At 66.5% G+C, this 17,409-nt stretch carries 18 protein-coding genes; 8 read left to right on the top strand and 10 right to left on the bottom strand.

Annotation, left to right across the window (positions count from 1 at the left end; all coding sequences use genetic code 11):
- The first annotated feature begins 15 nt into the window (after positions 1-15).
- Genes pqqE through BSY239_RS05340 form a run of 5 tightly spaced genes read left to right on the top strand, consistent with a single transcriptional unit; the run spans position 16 to position 3,726 of the window.
- Entirely contained in the window at positions 16-1,140 is a 1,125-nt protein-coding gene (pqqE, locus tag BSY239_RS05360) for a pyrroloquinoline quinone biosynthesis protein PqqE (RefSeq protein ID WP_156775597.1), read from the top strand.
- A 2-nt stretch (positions 1,141-1,142) separates the two neighbouring features.
- Positions 1,143-1,925: a hypothetical protein gene (locus BSY239_RS05355; RefSeq protein ID WP_069045939.1), complete on the top strand. Its 783-nt coding sequence runs from the start codon at positions 1,143-1,145 to the stop codon at positions 1,923-1,925.
- On the top strand, positions 1,900-2,511 hold the full coding sequence (locus BSY239_RS05350; RefSeq protein WP_069045938.1) for a hypothetical protein: 612 nt from the start codon (positions 1,900-1,902) through the stop codon (positions 2,509-2,511). Before BSY239_RS05355 ends, BSY239_RS05350 begins: the two co-directional genes overlap by 26 nt.
- Before the next feature lie 10 nt (positions 2,512-2,521).
- Positions 2,522-3,046, top strand: a complete 525-nt coding sequence (locus BSY239_RS05345; RefSeq protein ID WP_069045937.1) for a hypothetical protein — start codon at positions 2,522-2,524, stop codon at positions 3,044-3,046.
- Positions 3,043-3,726, top strand: a complete 684-nt coding sequence (locus BSY239_RS05340) for a hypothetical protein (protein WP_069045936.1) — start codon at positions 3,043-3,045, stop codon at positions 3,724-3,726. Before BSY239_RS05345 ends, BSY239_RS05340 begins: the two co-directional genes overlap by 4 nt.
- Before the next feature lie 45 nt (positions 3,727-3,771).
- On the opposite strand, the gene BSY239_RS05335 is transcribed toward BSY239_RS05340, so the two are convergent.
- The 10 genes from BSY239_RS05335 to BSY239_RS05290 all read right to left on the bottom strand — a co-directional run bounded on the left by BSY239_RS05335 (position 3,772) and on the right by BSY239_RS05290 (position 13,508).
- Positions 3,772-4,782, bottom strand: coding sequence for a catalase family peroxidase (locus tag BSY239_RS05335; RefSeq protein WP_069045935.1), 1,011 nt, complete (start codon positions 4,780-4,782; stop codon positions 3,772-3,774).
- Between the two features lie 102 nt (positions 4,783-4,884).
- Positions 4,885-5,721 (bottom strand): tetratricopeptide repeat protein, encoded by an 837-nt coding sequence (locus BSY239_RS05330; RefSeq protein ID WP_216637501.1) that lies wholly within the window; start codon positions 5,719-5,721, stop codon positions 4,885-4,887.
- 2 nt (positions 5,722-5,723) lie between these two features.
- On the bottom strand, positions 5,724-6,284 hold the full coding sequence (locus tag BSY239_RS05325) for a hypothetical protein (RefSeq protein WP_069045934.1): 561 nt from the start codon (positions 6,282-6,284) through the stop codon (positions 5,724-5,726).
- Entirely contained in the window at positions 6,281-6,601 is a 321-nt protein-coding gene (locus tag BSY239_RS05320) for a c-type cytochrome (RefSeq protein WP_069045933.1), read from the bottom strand. The genes BSY239_RS05325 and BSY239_RS05320 overlap by 4 nt, the downstream gene beginning before the upstream one ends.
- 83 nt (positions 6,602-6,684) lie before the next feature.
- Positions 6,685-8,382 (bottom strand): PQQ-dependent methanol/ethanol family dehydrogenase, encoded by a 1,698-nt coding sequence (locus BSY239_RS05315; protein WP_069045932.1) that lies wholly within the window; start codon positions 8,380-8,382, stop codon positions 6,685-6,687.
- 311 nt (positions 8,383-8,693) lie between these two features.
- Entirely contained in the window at positions 8,694-9,638 is a 945-nt protein-coding gene (locus BSY239_RS05310; protein ID WP_069045931.1) for a quinoprotein relay system zinc metallohydrolase 1, read from the bottom strand.
- Positions 9,639-9,655: 17 nt separating this feature from the next.
- Positions 9,656-10,453 (bottom strand): quinoprotein dehydrogenase-associated SoxYZ-like carrier, encoded by a 798-nt coding sequence (locus tag BSY239_RS05305; protein WP_069045930.1) that lies wholly within the window; start codon positions 10,451-10,453, stop codon positions 9,656-9,658.
- Between the two features lie 9 nt (positions 10,454-10,462).
- Positions 10,463-11,308: an ABC transporter permease gene (locus BSY239_RS05300; protein ID WP_216637500.1), complete on the bottom strand. Its 846-nt coding sequence runs from the start codon at positions 11,306-11,308 to the stop codon at positions 10,463-10,465.
- Entirely contained in the window at positions 11,290-12,492 is a 1,203-nt protein-coding gene (locus tag BSY239_RS05295) for a branched-chain amino acid ABC transporter substrate-binding protein (protein WP_069045928.1), read from the bottom strand. Before BSY239_RS05295 ends, BSY239_RS05300 begins: the two co-directional genes overlap by 19 nt.
- On the bottom strand, positions 12,492-13,508 hold the full coding sequence (locus tag BSY239_RS05290; protein WP_069045927.1) for a YVTN family beta-propeller repeat protein: 1,017 nt from the start codon (positions 13,506-13,508) through the stop codon (positions 12,492-12,494). Before BSY239_RS05290 ends, BSY239_RS05295 begins: the two co-directional genes overlap by 1 nt.
- A gap of 161 nt (positions 13,509-13,669) precedes the next feature.
- On the opposite strand from BSY239_RS05290, the gene BSY239_RS05285 reads away from it, so the two are divergent.
- The 3 genes from BSY239_RS05285 to BSY239_RS23005 all read left to right on the top strand — a co-directional run bounded on the left by BSY239_RS05285 (position 13,670) and on the right by BSY239_RS23005 (position 17,373).
- The gene (locus BSY239_RS05285) at positions 13,670-14,704 is read left to right on the top strand and encodes a tripartite tricarboxylate transporter substrate binding protein (RefSeq protein WP_069045926.1); all 1,035 of its coding nucleotides are present in this window, start codon (positions 13,670-13,672) and stop codon (positions 14,702-14,704) included.
- Between the two features lie 7 nt (positions 14,705-14,711).
- The gene (locus tag BSY239_RS05280) at positions 14,712-15,464 is read left to right on the top strand and encodes an ABC transporter ATP-binding protein (protein ID WP_069045925.1); all 753 of its coding nucleotides are present in this window, start codon (positions 14,712-14,714) and stop codon (positions 15,462-15,464) included.
- 157 nt (positions 15,465-15,621) lie between these two features.
- Positions 15,622-17,373, top strand: a complete 1,752-nt coding sequence (locus BSY239_RS23005) for a methyl-accepting chemotaxis protein (protein ID WP_069045924.1) — start codon at positions 15,622-15,624, stop codon at positions 17,371-17,373.
- Positions 17,374-17,409: the final 36 nt, after the last annotated feature.

The raw sequence follows: 17,409 nt of genomic DNA, 5'->3' as shown, positions 1-17,409 counted from the left end.
TCCGAAGCACTCTCGCTGCTGGCCGCCAAGACGCACCCCGCCGGCCCACCGCTGTGGCTGCTGGCCGAGCTCACCTACCAGTGCCCGCTGCACTGCGTTTTTTGCTACAACCCCACGCAGCACGCGCGCATCAAGGACGAACTCACCACCGCGCAATGGGTCGACGTGATGCGCCAGGCGCGCAAGCTCGGCGCCGCGCAGCTCGGGTTCTCGGGCGGTGAACCCCTGGTGCGCGACGACCTGGAAGAACTGGTGCAGGAAGCGCACGCGCTGGGTTACTACACCAACCTCATCACCTCGGGCGTGGGCCTCACCGAGACGCGCGCGCAGCGGCTGAAAGACGCCGGGCTCGACCATGTGCAGCTGTCGTTTCAGGACAGCACGCGCGAACTCAACGACTTTCTGAGCCACACCAAGACCTTCGAACTCAAGCAGAAGGTGGCGCGTCTGATCAAGGCACACGACTGGCCGATGGTGATGAACTGCGTGCTGCACCGGCACAACCTGCCGCATGTGGGCCAGATCATCGAGATGGCGCTCGCGCTCGACGCGGAATACCTCGAACTCGCCAACACACAGTACTACGGCTGGGCCTGGGTCAACCGCGACCACCTGATGCCCACGCACGAGCAGCTGATCGAAGCCGAGGCCGTGGTCAACCGTTACCGCGAAAAAATCGGCCAGCGCTGCAAGCTGCTGTTTGTGGTGCCCGACTATTTCGAACAACGGCCCAAAGCCTGCATGAACGGCTGGGGCTCGGTGTTTCTTTCGGTCGCCCCCGACGGCGTGGCCATGCCCTGCCACAACGCACGCGACCTGCCGGGCTTGAAGCTGCCCAACGTGCGCGACATGGCGCTGGCCGACATCTGGCAAAAGAGCCAGGCCTTCAACGCCTTCCGTGGCGAAGACTGGATGAAGCCGCCCTGCCGCAGCTGCGACGAGCGCCACAACGACTTTGGCGGTTGCCACTGCCAGGCCTTCCTGATCACCGGCGACGCCACGCAGGCCGACCCGGTGTGCAGCAAGTCGCCACACCACGAGAAGGTGGTGCAACTCGTCAAACAGGCGCCCGCAATGCGCCACATCCCCATCGTGTTTCGAAGCGACGCCGAGTCGCGTGTGCTGCACCCGCAGGCTTGACCATGGCCGACGCCACACCCGCCACGCCATCGCACCACCGCATTCTCGGCGCCGCGCTGGTGAGCCACTTGCCCGGCGCGCGGCGAAGCCCGCTGGCGCTGGAGCAGGCGCCCAACGGCCTGTTCCTCCTGTGGCTGGCCTACATGGGCTTGCTGGCCTTTGGCGCCCTGCTTTTGTGGCGAGCCGGTGCCTGGCACCGGCTGGTGGCGGCCGACCCGACGGGCCTCACGGTGATCATCGTGCTGCTGTTCACCGGTTGCTCGCTGTGGGCCGGGCGGCGCGCCTGGACTCTGGGCCTGCAGCGCCAGCAGCTGGACGGGTTGCTCGCGCGTCCCGGTCTGGTGAGTCCCAACAAAGAACACTGGAGCGCCGAGTACATGCATGGCTGCGCCCAGCCCGGCGCCGACCAGAACACCTGGATGCAGATCCTGGGCGAGCGCGCGCACGGCCCGCACGAAATGGCCTGGTGGCTCAACGGCATCCAGCTCAAGCTCGGCCTGCTCGGCAAGGTGATCGGCTTCTCCATCCTCGCGCTGCAGCTCGGGCAGATGGAGAGCTTCGATGCGAGCCAGTCGGCGCAGTTGCTGAAGAACCTCACAGGGGGTCTGGGCATCGCGCTGCTGACCACCGTGACCGGGCTCACCGGCAACATCCTCCTGGGTCTGCAGCTCATGCGGCTGGACCGCTTTGCCGACGCGCTGGTGGCCGACACGCTGGCCGCCACACCGCCTGCCACACAGGCGCTTGCAGGAGCGCCGCATGGCGATCGGCCGCCCGGTCCGTGACACGGAGACCGATCCGTTCTACGACATGTTGTTCAACATGTTGATCGCCTTCGTCTTCTGCTTCGTCATCGCCCTGCTCTCGTTCAACCCCAAGTCGCGCAAGGCCGGCGACATCCCGGCCAAGGCCGAGTTCATCGTCACCATCTCCTGGCCCGACAACAACCCCAACGACATCGACGCCTGGGTCAACGAGCCCGGCGGCAAGACGCTGTGGTTTCGCGCGCGCGACGCCGGCATGCTGCACCTGGACCGCGACGACCGCGGCGCGAAGAACAACACCGTGATCGTCAACGGTCGCGAGATCAGCAGCCCGGTGCGCCAGGAGATCGTCACGCTGCGCGGCCTCGTGCCCGGCGAATACGTGGTGAACGCGCACTACTACGACACGCGCGACCAGCAGCCGGTGGACGTGTCGGTGGCGGTGGTCAAGGTCAACCCGCAGGCCGAGATCGTCTTCACCGGCACACAGCAGATTCCCCGCAAGGGCGACGAACGCACGCTGGTGCGCTTCAGCATCAACGACACCGGCGCGGTGACCGACATCAACACCCGACCGCTCACCATCGTTCAGCGAACCGGACTCTGACACCACCTCCATGATCCCCACCGTCTCTTCCCAATTGCTGCTGCTGGTGCTCGTGTACGCACTGCTCGCCTTCCTGCTCGTGTGCCTGCTGCTGGCCACACGCTGGCACTGGGGCGTGAAAGGGGCAGCGGTGCTGCTCGTCTCGGGTTTCTATGCACTGAGCCACAACACCCTGCAAGGCATCGCCGGCTGGCCGAGCGACGACGCCCTGCCCCCGCGCTTCGTGCTGCTGTCGGCGGTGTTCGACGAACCCCGCCCGGGACGCAACCACCCCGGCGCCATCTTCATCTGGGTCAACCCCATGAAGGACAACAAGCCGCTGGAGATGCCGCGCGTGCACCGCCTGCCGTACGAGAAGGACCTGGCGCGCATCCTGGGCGACGGCATCAAAAAGGCGCGCGACGGCAACACCCAGATGGGCAGCACCGAACCCGTCCGCGGCCAGGGCGGCTTCGCCTGGTTGCGCCCCACCGGCAACGACAAGCTGCAACTCAAACTGAGCGACCTGCCCCGCGCGCAGTTGCCTGAAAAATGAAGCGCCTCAGCGCCATCGGCCTGACCACCCTGCTCGCGGCCTGCCAGGGCACCCAGAGCGACAGCTGGTTCCCGCTGGTTGAAGGCAGCTCTCAGGTGTACGAGGTGAAAGTCAACAGCGAAGAAGCGCCACCCGTGGACGAATGGACATTGCGCGTGGAAGGCCCGCGCGCGCTTGAGGACCAACCCGTGATGGTGCGCCACCACTCGGCCGGCGTGGGCTACTTCCTCAAGAGCGACGAGACCGGTGTGAAGCGTGTGGCCACCCAGATGGACATCGACGACGAACCCACCCCGGACAAGGAGCCGATGTGGGTGCTGAAGGCGCCGTATGCGGTGGGCACAGAGTGGACCACCACCACCGTGCCCTACCTGATCCTGCGGCGCAACGAACACCCGCGCGAACTGCGCTACAGCCACAAGGCGCTGATGTACTGGCGCATCGAGGCGGTGGACGACAGCGTGACCACCCCCACCGGCACCCACCAGCCCTGCCTGCGCGTGGTGGGCCGCGCCAACCTCAACCTCTTCACCGATCCGGTGAACGGCTTCACCGACGTGCCCCTGACCAGCCGCGAGTGGTACTGCCGGGGCAAGGGGCTGGTGAAGTTCGAGCGCGACGAACCGGTGCCCAACGGGTTTCTGGTGGGTGGGAGCCTGCAGGCCGAATGGGTGCGGTGAATCCCGTCGGTTCACAGAACACGACGGGGCGGACCCGTCACCGCCTCACTGCTTCGGGCCCTCGCCCAGGCGTCGACCCATCGACACCGCGTAGGGTGCAGCCCGTGCAGCGAGCATGGGATCGGTGGATGGCTCCACGCCCTTGGGCAAGACCATCGGGTTGAAGTTGATGGTGACGCAGGGACCGGTGGCATCGGCGGCCACCGACTTGATGGTGAGGCGGCCCAGCGTCACCTTCTTGCGCTCTGCGGGCAGCGGGCTCACGGCGCTGTCGAGCTTGTCGCCCGGCTGTGCCAGTTGCAGGTTGAAATCAAAGGCCACACCACCCGCCGCCACGCGCTGGCGCAGCTCGGCTTGCAGAAAATCGGGTCCCTTGGCCTGGGCTTCTTCGTCGGTCAGGCTCTGCGTGCCGCCCACCGGCTCGAAGATCCATTTGCCGTACTGCTTCTTGCCGCTGGCGTCGACAAACGCGAACGCGTGCACACCCCAGTAGTTCACACCACCAAAGCTCGCCGGCACGGGCTGGCTGGCGAAGTACTTGCCTTGCAGCAGGGTGTCGGGGTTGGCGTCGTTGAAGGCCTTGACCTTGTCGGGGTTCGGCTTTTTGGTGTCAGGGTCGGGTGCGACCGCCTCCAGGCGTGCCAGCATCTGTTCGGGCGACGACGCGCCGAAGATCGGCGCCGAGATGTTGCCCATCTGCCAGGTCTCGTTGCCGGGCAGGTCGAACTGCAGCGCCAGGTTGCGCTGGCTCTTGCCGTTGTCGGGTGCCTTGGGGTTGCCACCGCCCATCGAGAAGCGCGCCACCACCGGCACCGGCCGGCCACTAAAGGCCGACGAGACCGACAGCTCCCGGCCTTGCGCGCTGCCCACAAACTCGGCGGTGGCGCAGACGCCCTTGGCACCCGAGCGGCGGAAGCCTTCGAACTTGCCGCCGGCGCGCTCGAAGGCGTCGACCATGCGGGTGGGATCGACCTGGGCGAAGGTGGGCGTGCTCAGCGCGGCGGCCGCACATGCAACGACCGACATCAGGGAGGGAACGGAGAAAGCAGTGTTCATGTGGGGCTCTCAGGATGGTTGGTGGGGGGGTCTGAAAAACGGATGTTCTAAAAAACCCTTATGGATTCTGGGTGAAGTCGGTCCACGCGGCCCGCAGAAGCGTCAAAGCCCCACGCCCGCACTCTGGCTCGATGCCAGCGCCGCCACCGCTGGCGGGTAGCTCTGCCCGGCGGCCTGGCGCAGCCACACCAGGCTTTGCGCCACATCGCGCTCACGGCCTTTGCCGGTGCGGTACATCACGGCGAGCGCGTACTGCGCCTCGGCCTCGCCAGCCACGGCCGCGCTCTCGAAGCGAAGCGCGGCCTCGGACAAGTCGCGCGGCACACCACGGCCGGCTTCAAACATCCAGGCCAGGCGCGTCTGCGCGCGGCGGTCGCCGGCCTCGGCGAGCTGGCGGTAGAGCGCGGCCGCCTTCGTGTGCTCGCCGCTGGCGCCCAGGAATTCGGCGCGCTGGTAAGGCGTGAGGCTGGCCGCGGGCTGGCCCAGCGTGGCCAGCGTGGCGATGGCGTCCCTGTCGCCGCCGTGCGCCGCCAGCGTGAGGAAGACGCGCGCCTTCTCCACATCGCGCGGCAGCAGGGTGCCCGCGCTGTACAACATGCCCAGGCGGTACTGCGCCTTGAAGTTGCCGGCCTGCGCGGCGCTGGTGTAGAGCGTCTCGGCCTTCTTCATGTTCCTGGGCTCGCCGAGACCGTCTTCGGCCAGGATGCCGAGGTTGAACAGCGCGTCGCCGTTGCCCACCTCGGCCAGGGTTTCCCACACCTCGCGCGCCTCGGCGTAGTGGGCCATCTTGAATTCCGCATAGGCCTTGTAGTTGCCCATGGCGGGGTTGCGCAGCCAGTCGCCGCGGTGGCTGTCTTGCGCCTGTGAAACACTGGTGAGCACCACCAGCGCAGCGCCGAGCAGGGTGCGCGGATGGATCATTTCACGTTCTCCAGTCATGGTCACGGGGACTCGATGCGCAGCTCGGTGAGCCAGCGTGCGCCGGGGGTGAAGGGGTCGCGGTCCGTGGCGCCATAGGGCGGCACGGAGAGGTCGTCGGGCGGCACACCGATGCGGTTGAGGTCCACCGCCTGTGGCACGCCCACCAGCGCGGTGGGTGTGGCGGTGAACTGGAAAACGATGCCGTTCCACAGCTTGGCGCCAAAGTCCTTGGGCTGTTTGTAGAAGAACAACAGGCTGTGCTCCAGCCACGCGAGCCGGGTGGCGGAGGCCGTGCCGGGTTGCGCGTACGGATAGGGCACAAAGCACGAGATCTCCTGCTCGGCCGGCAGACACTTGAACTCGCGCATGGAGAGAAAATGGTCGCGCATCACGGCGTGATCCATCTGCACCTTGAAGACGCTCACGCCTCCAGCGGCGGGGCTGAACACCACGCGGCCGATCTTCGTTCGGGCGCCGTCCTTGGTCACGGCGATCAGTGCTTTCTCGCCGTTGAAATCAAACGCGTGCGCACCGCCCCCGCTCAACAGCAAGGACAAGGCGACCGCGCGCAGAGCCGTCATGGCTTGACGGTCAGCACCCAGGTCGAGAGGGTCTTGAGATCGGCCGTGCTCAGGCTGGGATGCCCAGGCATGGGAATGCGGCCCCACTTGCCTTTGGAGCCGTTCTGGATCGATTGCGCGAGCGACGCAGCGGCGTCTTTCTCCGTCGCATATTTGTCGGCAATGGCTGAGAAAGCCGGGCCCACCACTTTTTCGCCATTGGCATGGCATGAATAACAGCCGCTGGCCTTGGCCAGGTCGGGTGCGCCGGCGAGATCGGCTTGCGCAAACGCGCTGGCGCTGGTGATCAGGGTCGCGATGAAAAGGGTCGAGCGCATGTCAGGTCCGCCTGAAGAGGAGTCATAAAAAGGAACAGGCGCCGGCCCGGTGCGTGCTGCACACCCGGCCGGCGCCTCGGAGATCACTTCATGAGCTTGAAGGTCCAGACGGAACCGCCCTGCTCCAGGAAGTTGACCTTCTTGGCCACTTCACCGCCCCACAGCGGCACCGCACCGCCCCAGCCGGAAACCACGCTCACGTACTGCTCGCCGCCTTCGGTCCAGGTGATGGGAGGCGCCACCACGCCGGAGCCGGTCTGGAACTGCCACACGACCTTGCCGGTCTTGGCGTCTGCGGCCTTGAGGTAACCCTCGGGCGTGCCCCAGAACACCAGGTCACCCGCGGTCAGCACACCGCCCCACAGCGGCGCGTTGTTCTTGACTTCCCAGGCGACCTTGCCGGTCTTGGGATCGATCGCGCGCAGCGAGCCGATGTGGTCATCAAACAGCGGCTTGATGGTGAAGCCGGCACCCAGGAAGGCAGCGCCCTTCTTGTAGGTGATCGGCTCGTTCCAGATCTCCATGCCCCATTCGTTGGTGGGCACGTAGAACAATCCGGTGCGCGGGCTGTAGGCCATGGGCATCTGGTTCTTGCCACCCAGGAAGCCCGGTGCCGAGAAGACCGACTTGCCCTTGGCGCCGTCACCACCGGCGGCGGTCGGGTCGCCGGGGCGGTTGGTGTCGTCAAAGTTCGGGCGTCCGGTCTTCAGGTCGATGCCGGTGGCCCAGGTCACCTTCTTGACGAACGGGAAGGCGTTGACCAGCTTGCCGGTGGTGGCGTCGTTCACATAGAAGAAGCCGTTGCGGTCCGCCTTGGCGCCCATGCGCTTGCCGTCCATGTCGAAGGTGATGAACTCGTTCACACCGTCGTAGTCCCAGCCGTCGTTCGGGGTGTTCTGGTAGTGCCACACGATCTTGCCGGTTTTGGGGTCGATCGCGACGGTGGAGGCCGAGTACAGGTTGTCGCCCTTGCGCACATGGCTGTTCCACGGGCCGGGGTTGCCGGTGCCGAAGTAGGCCAGACCGGTCTGCGGGTCGTAGGTGCCGCCCAGCCATGGGGTGGAACCGCCGGTTTTCCAGGTCTCGCCGGGCCACGATGCGTTGGTGGTGCCGGAGATGCCGTTTTCCTTGCCGTCCTTGTAGCCCATGTGGCCCTCGACCACGGGGCGTGACCAGACCATCTTGCCGGTCTTGGGGTCGCGTGCTTCCACGCGGCCGACCACGCCGAACTCACCACCGGAAACACCGGTCATGAGCAGGCCCTGGGCGATCAACGGGGCGGCGGTGTAGCTGTAGCCGGCAGCGTAGTCGTCGATCTTCTCGCGCCACACCACCTTGCCGGTGTCCTGGTCCAGGGCCACCAGCTGCGCATCGAGCGTGCCGAAGATCACCAGGTTGTCGTAGAGCGCGGCGCCGCGGTTGATCACGTCGCAGCAGGGCATGATGCCTTCGGGCAGGCGGTGCTCGTACTTCCAGAGCTTCTCGCCGGTCTTGGTGTCCACCGCGTAGATGCGCGAGTAGGACGCCGTCACGAACATCTTGCCCTTGTTGACCAGCGGCTGCGACTGCTGGCCGCGCTGCTTTTCACCACCGAAGGACATGGACCACACCGGCACCAGCTTGCCGATGTTCTTGGCGGTGATGCCGTTGAGGTCGGAGTGACGCTGACCCTGGGTGCCGAGTCCCCAGCTCAACACGTTCTCGGGCGACTTGGCGTCGTTGGCGATCATCGCGTCGGTGACGCCCTGGGCGCCAACGTGGGCCGTGGCGGCCATGATCATGAGGCTCAGTAGGGTGCGTTTCACAGTGTGTCTCCTGCTCGTTCGTGGGTTGGATGGCCGCGTCCAGGCAACATGCCCGACCGCTTGTGATGCCCTGCGCGACAGGTCAGTCGTGGGCTGCACGCGACTTGAATGGCAACATCTGTGCCAACACCTGTGGTGTGGCGTGCGCCTGTCTTTTCAAGGGTTTTCGAGCACTCGACGCACGACAGGCGGCCGCAACTGCGCCATGTCGCACGCGACACTTGTCACGCCGTGGTGACAGTGTTCAGAAATGAATCAACGGCGCACAGGCCTGCAACAGTCGGCGATCAGCGCCGGGTCGCCGGGCCGCCGAGCACCTGCTGTTCGTAACGCGGGTACCACTGCGTGATGCTGCGGTGCAGCTCGGCCGGCTGCGCGGCCCAGGCCTTGAAACGTTCGGGCACGGGCAGGCGCAGCACCTCGCTCAGATCCAGCCCGCGCTCGGCGCTCTCGCGCATGTGCGCGGTGAGCCAGCGCAGCCAGTCGCGCGTCTGATCCAGTCCGCCCACACCGCTGTGCAGCGGGCCGTGGCTGGGCAGGACCTGGCGGATCCTGTCGTCTTCGATCCACTGCGAGAGCTTCGCCAGGCTCGCTTGCCAGGCGTCAAAGTCGGCGTGCGGTGTGGTGGGCACCCGGTCGGCAAAGACCAGCCCCCCCGCAAACAACACGCCGGTGGTGTGGTCGATCAGCACCAGGTCGTCGCTGGTGTGACCGCTGAGGCGGCGCAACTCCAGCTTGTGGCTGCCGATCTGCAGCACCCCGGGCTCCACGACGTCGCGCGAGGGCGTGGACTCGGTGCCTTTCATCCAGTCGCCACAAAGCCGGTAGAGGTTGTCCGCATACGCGCGGCCCTCGGCCTGCATGCCACCGATGCTGCCGGCCAACGCCTGCGTGGGCCGGTCGGCCCAGGCCTGGTTGCCGAAGAAGTAGTCGGGGTGCAGGTTGAGGCTGAGCACGCGCACCACCGGCTCGCGCGTGATGCGTTCGATGGCGCGGCGCTGCTGCTCGCCATAGGCGCGCGAGGGGCCGGTGTTGACCACCACCACGCCCGCACCGGTGGCGATGAACGCGGTGTTGATGATGTTGCAGCCGTTGGCGCGCGAGAAGTCTTCCACCGCGCCCTCGATGACCCAGGTGCGCTCGGCGATCGGGCGCGGGCGCAGGTCGTAGTCCAGCCGCGCCAGGTCGGGCCTGGCCTGCGCCATCGCGGCGCTGGTGAACACCGCCACCATGCAGAGCAACAGGCCTCTCAAGCGCCCACCTCGGCATCGATCCGGTTGCCGTTGTTGTCGCGCCCCAGCAGCCGGAAACCGTTGCCGTTTTGCGGCGGGAGCTCGAATGTGATGAGCGGATTTTCCGACACCGGCTCGTGCAGCGCCAGGCGCCACCACGGCGCACCCGCGCCGTCCACCAGCTGCAACTGCTCGATGTAGAAGGCCGGGATGCCGGCGACCAGACCGGTGTCCATGGGATGCATCACGCGCACACGCAGGCGCCGGCTGCCTTCGAGCACGTTGTTGAAAAAGCGCGCCTGCACCTGGTTGAGCGTGCGGCTCCACGAACCATCGGCGCGTGTGGCACCGGGCACCGTGCAGCCGCCACCGGCGGCCTGCACCCAGGTGCTGCCCACGTGCCAGGCGCCGTCGCGCGTCTGCACCAGCGCGCGCACCGGCGAGGCCTGTTCCAGGCGGATGCGAAAGGCGAGCATGGGCAAGGCCTTGAGTGGCTCGAACGTCAACACCTCACGCACCGGGTTGCGGTCCACCACCACCTGGATGCGCGCCACGCCACCGCCCGTGTTGCCAAGTCCCCGCGCGTCCACCAGCAGCGGCACGTTCATGGCGTCGTCGGCAAAGACCGGGCCGCTCACCACCACCGCGCTGGAGAAGCGCATCGGCGCGTCGCCCAGGTACTGCTTGCGCAAGCCGGGCCACTGCATGGACCCCAGCGGGTCACCACCGGTGTGATCCACCGCAGCCCACAGCGGCGCGCTGGCTGCGCCCAGCGTGGCGCCCAGCAGCAGGCGGCGCGTGTTGTCATGCGTCATGAAAACCTTTCAAGCGCCGCCTTTTTGGCGGATCCAGCCGCGCTGGGGGTCGTAACCCCACAAGGCGAGCACAAAGAACACGATGCTGCAGCCCACCACCACCGTCCACGACAGCGCGTTGAACTGCCCGTACATCGCATAGCGCATGGCCTCCACCGCGTGGGTGAAGGGGTTGAATTCGGCCAGCCTGAGCAGCCACACCGCGCCCGACTCTTCGAGCTTCCACAAGGGGTAGAGCGCGGGGCTGATGAAGAACATCGGGAAGATCACGAAGTTCATGGTGCCGGCGAAGTTCTCCAGTTGCTTCACATACACCGACAGCATGAGACCGAGCGCGGCCAGCAGCGTGGCACCGCACGCCATGGCCACCAGCAGCCCCGGCACATGCATCAGCGGAATCTCCACCCCGAAGGCCCACGAAATGGCCAGGAACACCACCATCTGCAGCACCGAGAGACAGGTGCCCGCGAGCAGCTTGAATGCCAGCAGCCAGCCGCGCGCCAGCGGCGCGGTGAGCAGCAGGCGCATCACACCCATCTCGCGGTCGTACACCATGGAGAGCGAACTCTGCATGCCGTTGAACAGGGCCACCATGCCCAGCAGGCCGGGCACCATGTAGACCTTGTATTCGATGTAGGTTTCGTACGGGGGGACGATGGCAACGCCGAACACGTTGTGAAAGCCCGCGGAGAACACCACGAACCACAGCAGCGGGCGCACCAGCGCCGAGCCCAGGCGCGAGGGCTGGCGCACAAAGCGGCCGATCTCCCGGCCCACCACCGCCCGCAGTGCGCGCGCCAGATGCATCGGCAACGAAGGCCGACCCGCCGGCGGGATCAGGGTCGCTGTCTGCATGCGCTCTCCTGTTCGTCCACGCCGAGCGTGTCCAGCACTTCCCTGGGATGCAACACGCCCTCCAGCGGAGCCAGGCCAACCACGCCGTCCACATGGCTCACGAACATGGGCTGGCGCAGCTGGCCGTCCCACGCGCGAAAGGTCAGGCGCGGGCCCTTGAAGCCGTCGATCACCACCGAGCCGCCGCGCAGCTTCTTGAGCTGTTGCGGCACGGCCGCCTTGGGGTCGTCCACCAGCACCGCGGCGACCGCCTTGCCGGCGGCCCAGGCGGCCCAGTCGTGGCTCTGCATGGGGCGCCGAGCAGATTTCTGGAACCGCCGCGTGAGCTGCGGGCCGCCGTTGCGCTCCCACTGCGGGTGCCAGGCCAGTGCCACCAGACCGCTGGCGCCCACCACGGGGCGCGGCCACTGGGTGGCGTAGGGCACGGTGCGGGCGAACTCGCCGTTGGCGTCCATCACCGCCACCACCTCGTGCTCGCGTTCACCGGTGAGCAGCCGCGTGTTGGCCAGATCGCGCTCGCGCGGGTCGCCGCTGAGCTTGAAGGCTTTGGTCTGCGTGATCTTCAGGCCATAGCGTTTGGCGGCGCGGTTGAATGCCTCGCCCATCAACACATCGGCCGGCTCCGGGCCTTGCAGCAGCAGCACCTTGCGCCAGTTGCGCGCGGCCAGGTACTGGGCCAGCGTGTCGGCGCGCATGGCAGCACTCGGCAGCGTGTGCAGCAGGTGCGCAGCGCAGTGCTGCGCGCGCAGGCTGTCGTCGTCCAGCCCGGTGTTGAAGACCACCGCCCCGCCAAGTGCGATCGGTGCGGTCTGCACCAGCTGGCGCAGCTCGGCCAGCGGCAGATCGGCCACCAGGTGCTGCACCTTGGCGGCCTTCAAGTCGGCCAGGGCTTTGGGCAGTGCAGCCATGTCGGGCAGCACCACATCGCGCACGGTCAGCGCGATGCCGGCCGTGTCGAGCTCGAACGCCGCTTCTTCCAGCGCCAACTGCACGCCCTGCAGCGCCCGGCCCTGAGGGTGGCCGGGGTAGCCGCGTTCCATGCGGCGGCTGGCGTGGCGGGCGTCGCCGGCCAGCGAGATCACCGCCATCGTCATCTGCGTGGTGGCGGCCTGCACCGTCGGCCAGGCCAGCACGGCGGCCAGCATGAGCACAGACGCCACGTGACGCACGAAGTGCACCGGCATCAGGGCTGCACCAGCACACTGTGGGGCACGCGGCCCACGGCCACGGTTTTGACGGCCTTCGCGCTCGCCGTGTCCACCAATGTCATGTCGTCCGACAGGCCGTTGGTCACGTACAGCGTCTTGCCATCGGGGTGCAGGGTGAGACCCCAGGCGCGTTTGCCCACCAGCACCTGGCGGCCAGCTTTCTTCGTCGCCACGTCCACTTCGACCACGTGGTTGGCCTTGCCCAGGCCCACCCACATGGTCTTGCCGTCGGGGCTCAGCGTCATGCCCACGGGCGTGATGTCGGCCTCGCGCATGCCCTTCACCGCGAACTTCACCGTGGCCTTGACGCTGTGGTCTTTGGTGTTGACCACACTCACGGTGGCGTCGAGTTCGTTGGTGACCCACAGCTCGGCGCCGCCCTCGGCCAGCACGAAGCGGCGCGGACGTTTGCCCACCTTGATGTTCTTGACCACCTTCTTCTGACCCAGGTCGATGACGTGGACCACGTTGGCCACCTCGGAGGTGACGTAGGCGAACCGGCCATCCGCCGTGACCAGCACACCTTCGGGCTCACCCCCGGTCTTCACCTCGAACAGCGGCTTTTTTGTGGCCAGGTCGTAGGCGGCCATCACGTTCTCGTCCTCGATCGACACATAGGCTGTTCTGCCGTCGGGACTGAGGTCAAAAATTTCCGGACTGTCCCCCAATGGAACAGTCCCGGTCATCTTGCCGGTGGCGGTGTCCACCACGCCGAGCTGGTTGCTGTCGCCACAGCACACATAAATCTGGCTGCGGGTGGCGTTGAACATCATGTGGCGCGGACGCTCGCAGGTGTCGATGACCGATAGCCGTTCGCCCTTGGCATCGAACACATGGATCTTGTTGTCCTTCTCGCTGGACACATACACCTTGCCCTGGGCCAGTGCGGTCAGCGGCGAGGCCAATGCGAGGCCCATCACGCCGGCCCAGACGATGTGGCGAAAGCGTTGCGGGACGGGCGCGCCAGGCGCGGACCGGGCGGAACGAAGCATCGTTGTGTCTCCTGATTGTTTGGGTTGCCCGGTCATGGGCTGCAAAAACAGTGCCAGCGCAACAGGCGTGGAAATTGCCTGCAAACCCCTGAAAAAGCGGGTTTCCGGCTCAGCCAGTCCCACCGCTAAGGACAAACCCTGAGACAAAACGGCACACCCCGATGACACACCGCTCTCCGACACCCTGCCCTGCGCAGCCCCTTGCTTCGCGCAGACAGTTCCTGGGGTGGGGGGCCGGCTGTGCGTTCGGTGTGTCGGGCCTGGCAAGCAGCGCGCTCGCGCAGGCCGCAGGCGCGTTCCCGCTGCGCCCCATCCAGCTCATCGTGCCCTGGCCCGCCGGTGGCGCGACCGACCTCACGCTGCGCATCCTCTGCGAAGAAGCCGCGCCGCTGCTGGGCCAGCCCATCGTGGTGATCAACAAGCCCGGTGCTGCCGGCACGCAGGTGGCGCCGTTGCTGAAAGCCGCCGAGCCCGACGGCCACACCATCGGCCAGGTACCCATCACCGTGTACCGCCACGCGCTCATGAACAAGGTGCCCTGGGACCCGGTGACCGACCTCAGCCCCATCGTGCAGGTCTCGGGCACCACCTTTGGTGTGCTGGTGCCCGCCAGCAGCGCCTGGAAGAGCTTCAACGACCTGCTGGCCTGGGCCAAGGCCCACCCGGGCCAGCTCATCCTCGGCTCCACCGGCATCGGCACCACCGCCCACCTGGCCACCGAAGAGATCCTGTTGCAGAACAACATTCGCTATGTGCACGTGCCCTACCGCGGCACCGCCGACCAGATGATCGGCGTGGCCGGTGGCCAGGTGATGGCGGGTGTGAACTCCACCGGCTTCGCCCCTTGGGTCGACCAGGGCAAGGTCCGCGTGCTGGCGATCTTCAGTGCGCAACGCAGCCCACGCTGGCCCGACGCGCCCACGCTGCGTGAACTGGGCTACGAGCAGTCTGTCTACACCTCACCCTGGGGACTGGCCGCACCGCACGGCACACCCGAGGTGGCGGTGCAGCGCCTGCACGACGCGTTTGCCAAAGCCATGCACAGCGAGCGCCACCTGCAGGAACTGGCCCGCTACGATCAAACGCTGGACTACCTCAACACCCGCGACTACCGCCAGGCTGTGCTCGATACGGTGGAGCGCGAGAAGCGCCTGCTGCAACGCATGAACCTGCTGGCCAGGACCCACGGCGCCTGACACAGTGATGACCACCATCGACACCACCGCCACCCTGCTCCAGGCCAGCCAGCTGCACAAAAGCTATGGCGCCAAACCCGCACTCAAAGGCGTGGACGTGACCCTGCGCGCTGGCGAAATGGTGGCCCTGCTCGGTCCCAACGGCGCGGGCAAGTCCACCCTGCTGCAGTTGCTCACCGGCCTCTTCACGCCCGACCAGGGCAGCATCGAAGTGCTCGGCCACGACATGCGCCAACACCCCAGCCGCGCACTCGCCGGCCTGGGCGTGGTGTTCCAGCAAAGCGCGCTCGACATGGACCTGAGCGTCATGGCCAACCTGCACTTCCACACCGACCTGCACGGCATGCCGCGCCAGCTGGCCAACTCACGCATCACCACGCTGCTGGAGACCATGGGCCTGAGCGATCAGGCCAGGGCCGTGGTGCGCAGTCTCTCGGGTGGCACACGCCGCAAGATCGAATTGATCCGCGCGCTGCTGCACGAGCCCCGCGTGCTGCTCATGGACGAAGCCACCGTGGGCCTGGATCCGGCTTCACGCCAGCAACTTCTGGAGACCGTGCGCGGCCTGTGCCACAGCCGGGGCATGGGCGTGCTGTGGGCCACCCACCTGATTGAAGAAACCCGGCACGCCGACCGACTGATGCTGCTGCACCAGGGCGCGCTGCGGTTTGAGGGATCGGCCGCCGAGTTCATGGCACAAAGCGGGAGCGGGGATTTTCAGGCGGAGGTGTTGAAACAATTGGGGAAAGGCGCGGTGTAGCCCGCTCGGGCAGGAGCATTCGGGCCACCGAAAAGCCACACAAAGGCGGTGCATTTGTGCCCTTGGGGTGACTCAACAAACCGCCGGCGCGACCGATATACCGGACAAGCCGCGCCCATTTCGGGCTCGGCGCTTCACAAAACCGGTCGGAATCCCCATGTTCAAGAACCTCAAGATTTCAACGCGCCTGGTGGGCGCTTTCACGCTGCTGGTGGCCATGTTGCTGGCCATCGGTGCGCTCAGCGTCGCGCGCACGGTGGCGGTGGAGAAAGATCTGGTCGACATCACCGAGCGGCGCATGACCGTGATCTCGAACATGGAGCTGATCCGTGATGAGGCCAACTTCCAGGCCCGTGCGATCCGCAACATCGCGCTGTTCACCGACTCGGCCAAAATTACCGGGGAAAAACAGGCCATCGCCGAATCGCGCACCCGGATCAACGACATCTCGGCCAAGATCGACGCGCTGACCGAGTCGGCTCGCGGGCGCGAGCTAAACACCGCAGTGACCGAGGCGCGCAAGCCCTTCCGTGACGGCGTGGACAAATTCATGGCCCTGATCGCCAACGGTGAACGCGAAGCGGCCATTGCACTGCTGTTCGATGTCGTTCGCCCGGTCCAGCTGAGCTACCTCAAGACCATCGACGACGCGGTGGTGTTCCAGACCGAGGGCGCACAAACCGCCAGCCAGGCGGCGCAGGACACGGTCAAGAACCTCATCATCACCATCGTGGCCGCCGTGCTGTTCGCGGCGGTCATTGCCGCCGTGGTGGCCACCTGGATCATCCGTTCCATCACCGGCCCCATCACGAGCGCGGTGGAGTTGGCCCGAGCGGTGGCCGCTGGCGACCTGACCCACGTGGTCGAAGTGAAGTCCACCGACGAGACTGGTGTGCTGATGAAGGCCCTGGCCGACATGCAGACCGGTCTGGTGCAGGTGGTGGGCCGCGTGCGCAGTGGTTCCGAGTCGGTGTCCAGCGCCAGCGAACAGATTGCACAGGGCAACCAGGACCTGAGCTCACGCACCGAGAGCCAGGCCAGCGCGCTGGAAGAAACCGCGGCATCGATGGAAGAGCTCTCGTCCACCGTGCGCCAGAACGCCGACAACGCCTTGCAGGCCAACCAGTTGGCGCAAAGCGCGTCCAAGGTCGCGGAGGAAGGCGGTCAGGTGGTGAGCCAGGTGGTGGACACCATGAAGGGCATCAACGAGAGCAGCCGAAAGATCAGCGACATCATCTCGGTGATCGACGGCATCGCCTTCCAGACCAACATCCTCGCGCTCAACGCCGCGGTGGAAGCGGCGCGCGCCGGTGAACAAGGCCGCGGCTTTGCGGTGGTGGCGGGCGAAGTGCGCAACCTGGCGCAGCGCAGTGCAGCGGCCGCCAAGGAAATCAAACAACTCATCAACGACAGCGTGGAACGCGTGGAGAGCGGCACGGCGCTGGTGGACAAGGCCGGCGCCACCATGAACGAGGTGGTGGACAGCGTGAAGCGCGTCACCGACATCATGGGCGAAATCAGCTCGGCCAGCAAAGAACAGAGCGACGGCGTGGCCCAGATCGGCGAAGCCGTGACCCAGATGGACCAAGCCACGCAGCAGAACGCCGCGCTGGTGGAAGAAATGGCCGCCGCTGCCAGCAGCCTGCGCTCCCAGGCCACCGATCTGGTGCAGGCGGTGGCGGTGTTCCGCCTGTCGGGCAACGCCGTGGCCTTCAGCGCCGTGACGCCGGTGGTGCGCACCCACACACCCGTGGTTGCACCGAAAAAGGCGCTGCCACCCGTGACACAGAAGAAACCCGCAAGCCGCCCGGCACTGCCAGCGGTCAAGCAGCCGGTTGCGCAAGCCCCGGCAAGGCGAGAGCCGGCAAAGGCCAACGCCGATGCAGCTGGCGACTGGGAATCCTTCTGAGCGAATCCACGACGTTCTGAAACACATCAGCCGCCC

Source organism: Hydrogenophaga sp. RAC07 (genome assembly GCF_001713375.1).
Lineage (GTDB): Bacteria > Pseudomonadota > Gammaproteobacteria > Burkholderiales > Burkholderiaceae_C > Hydrogenophaga.
This window is presented reverse-complemented; position numbering and strand designations above follow the sequence as displayed.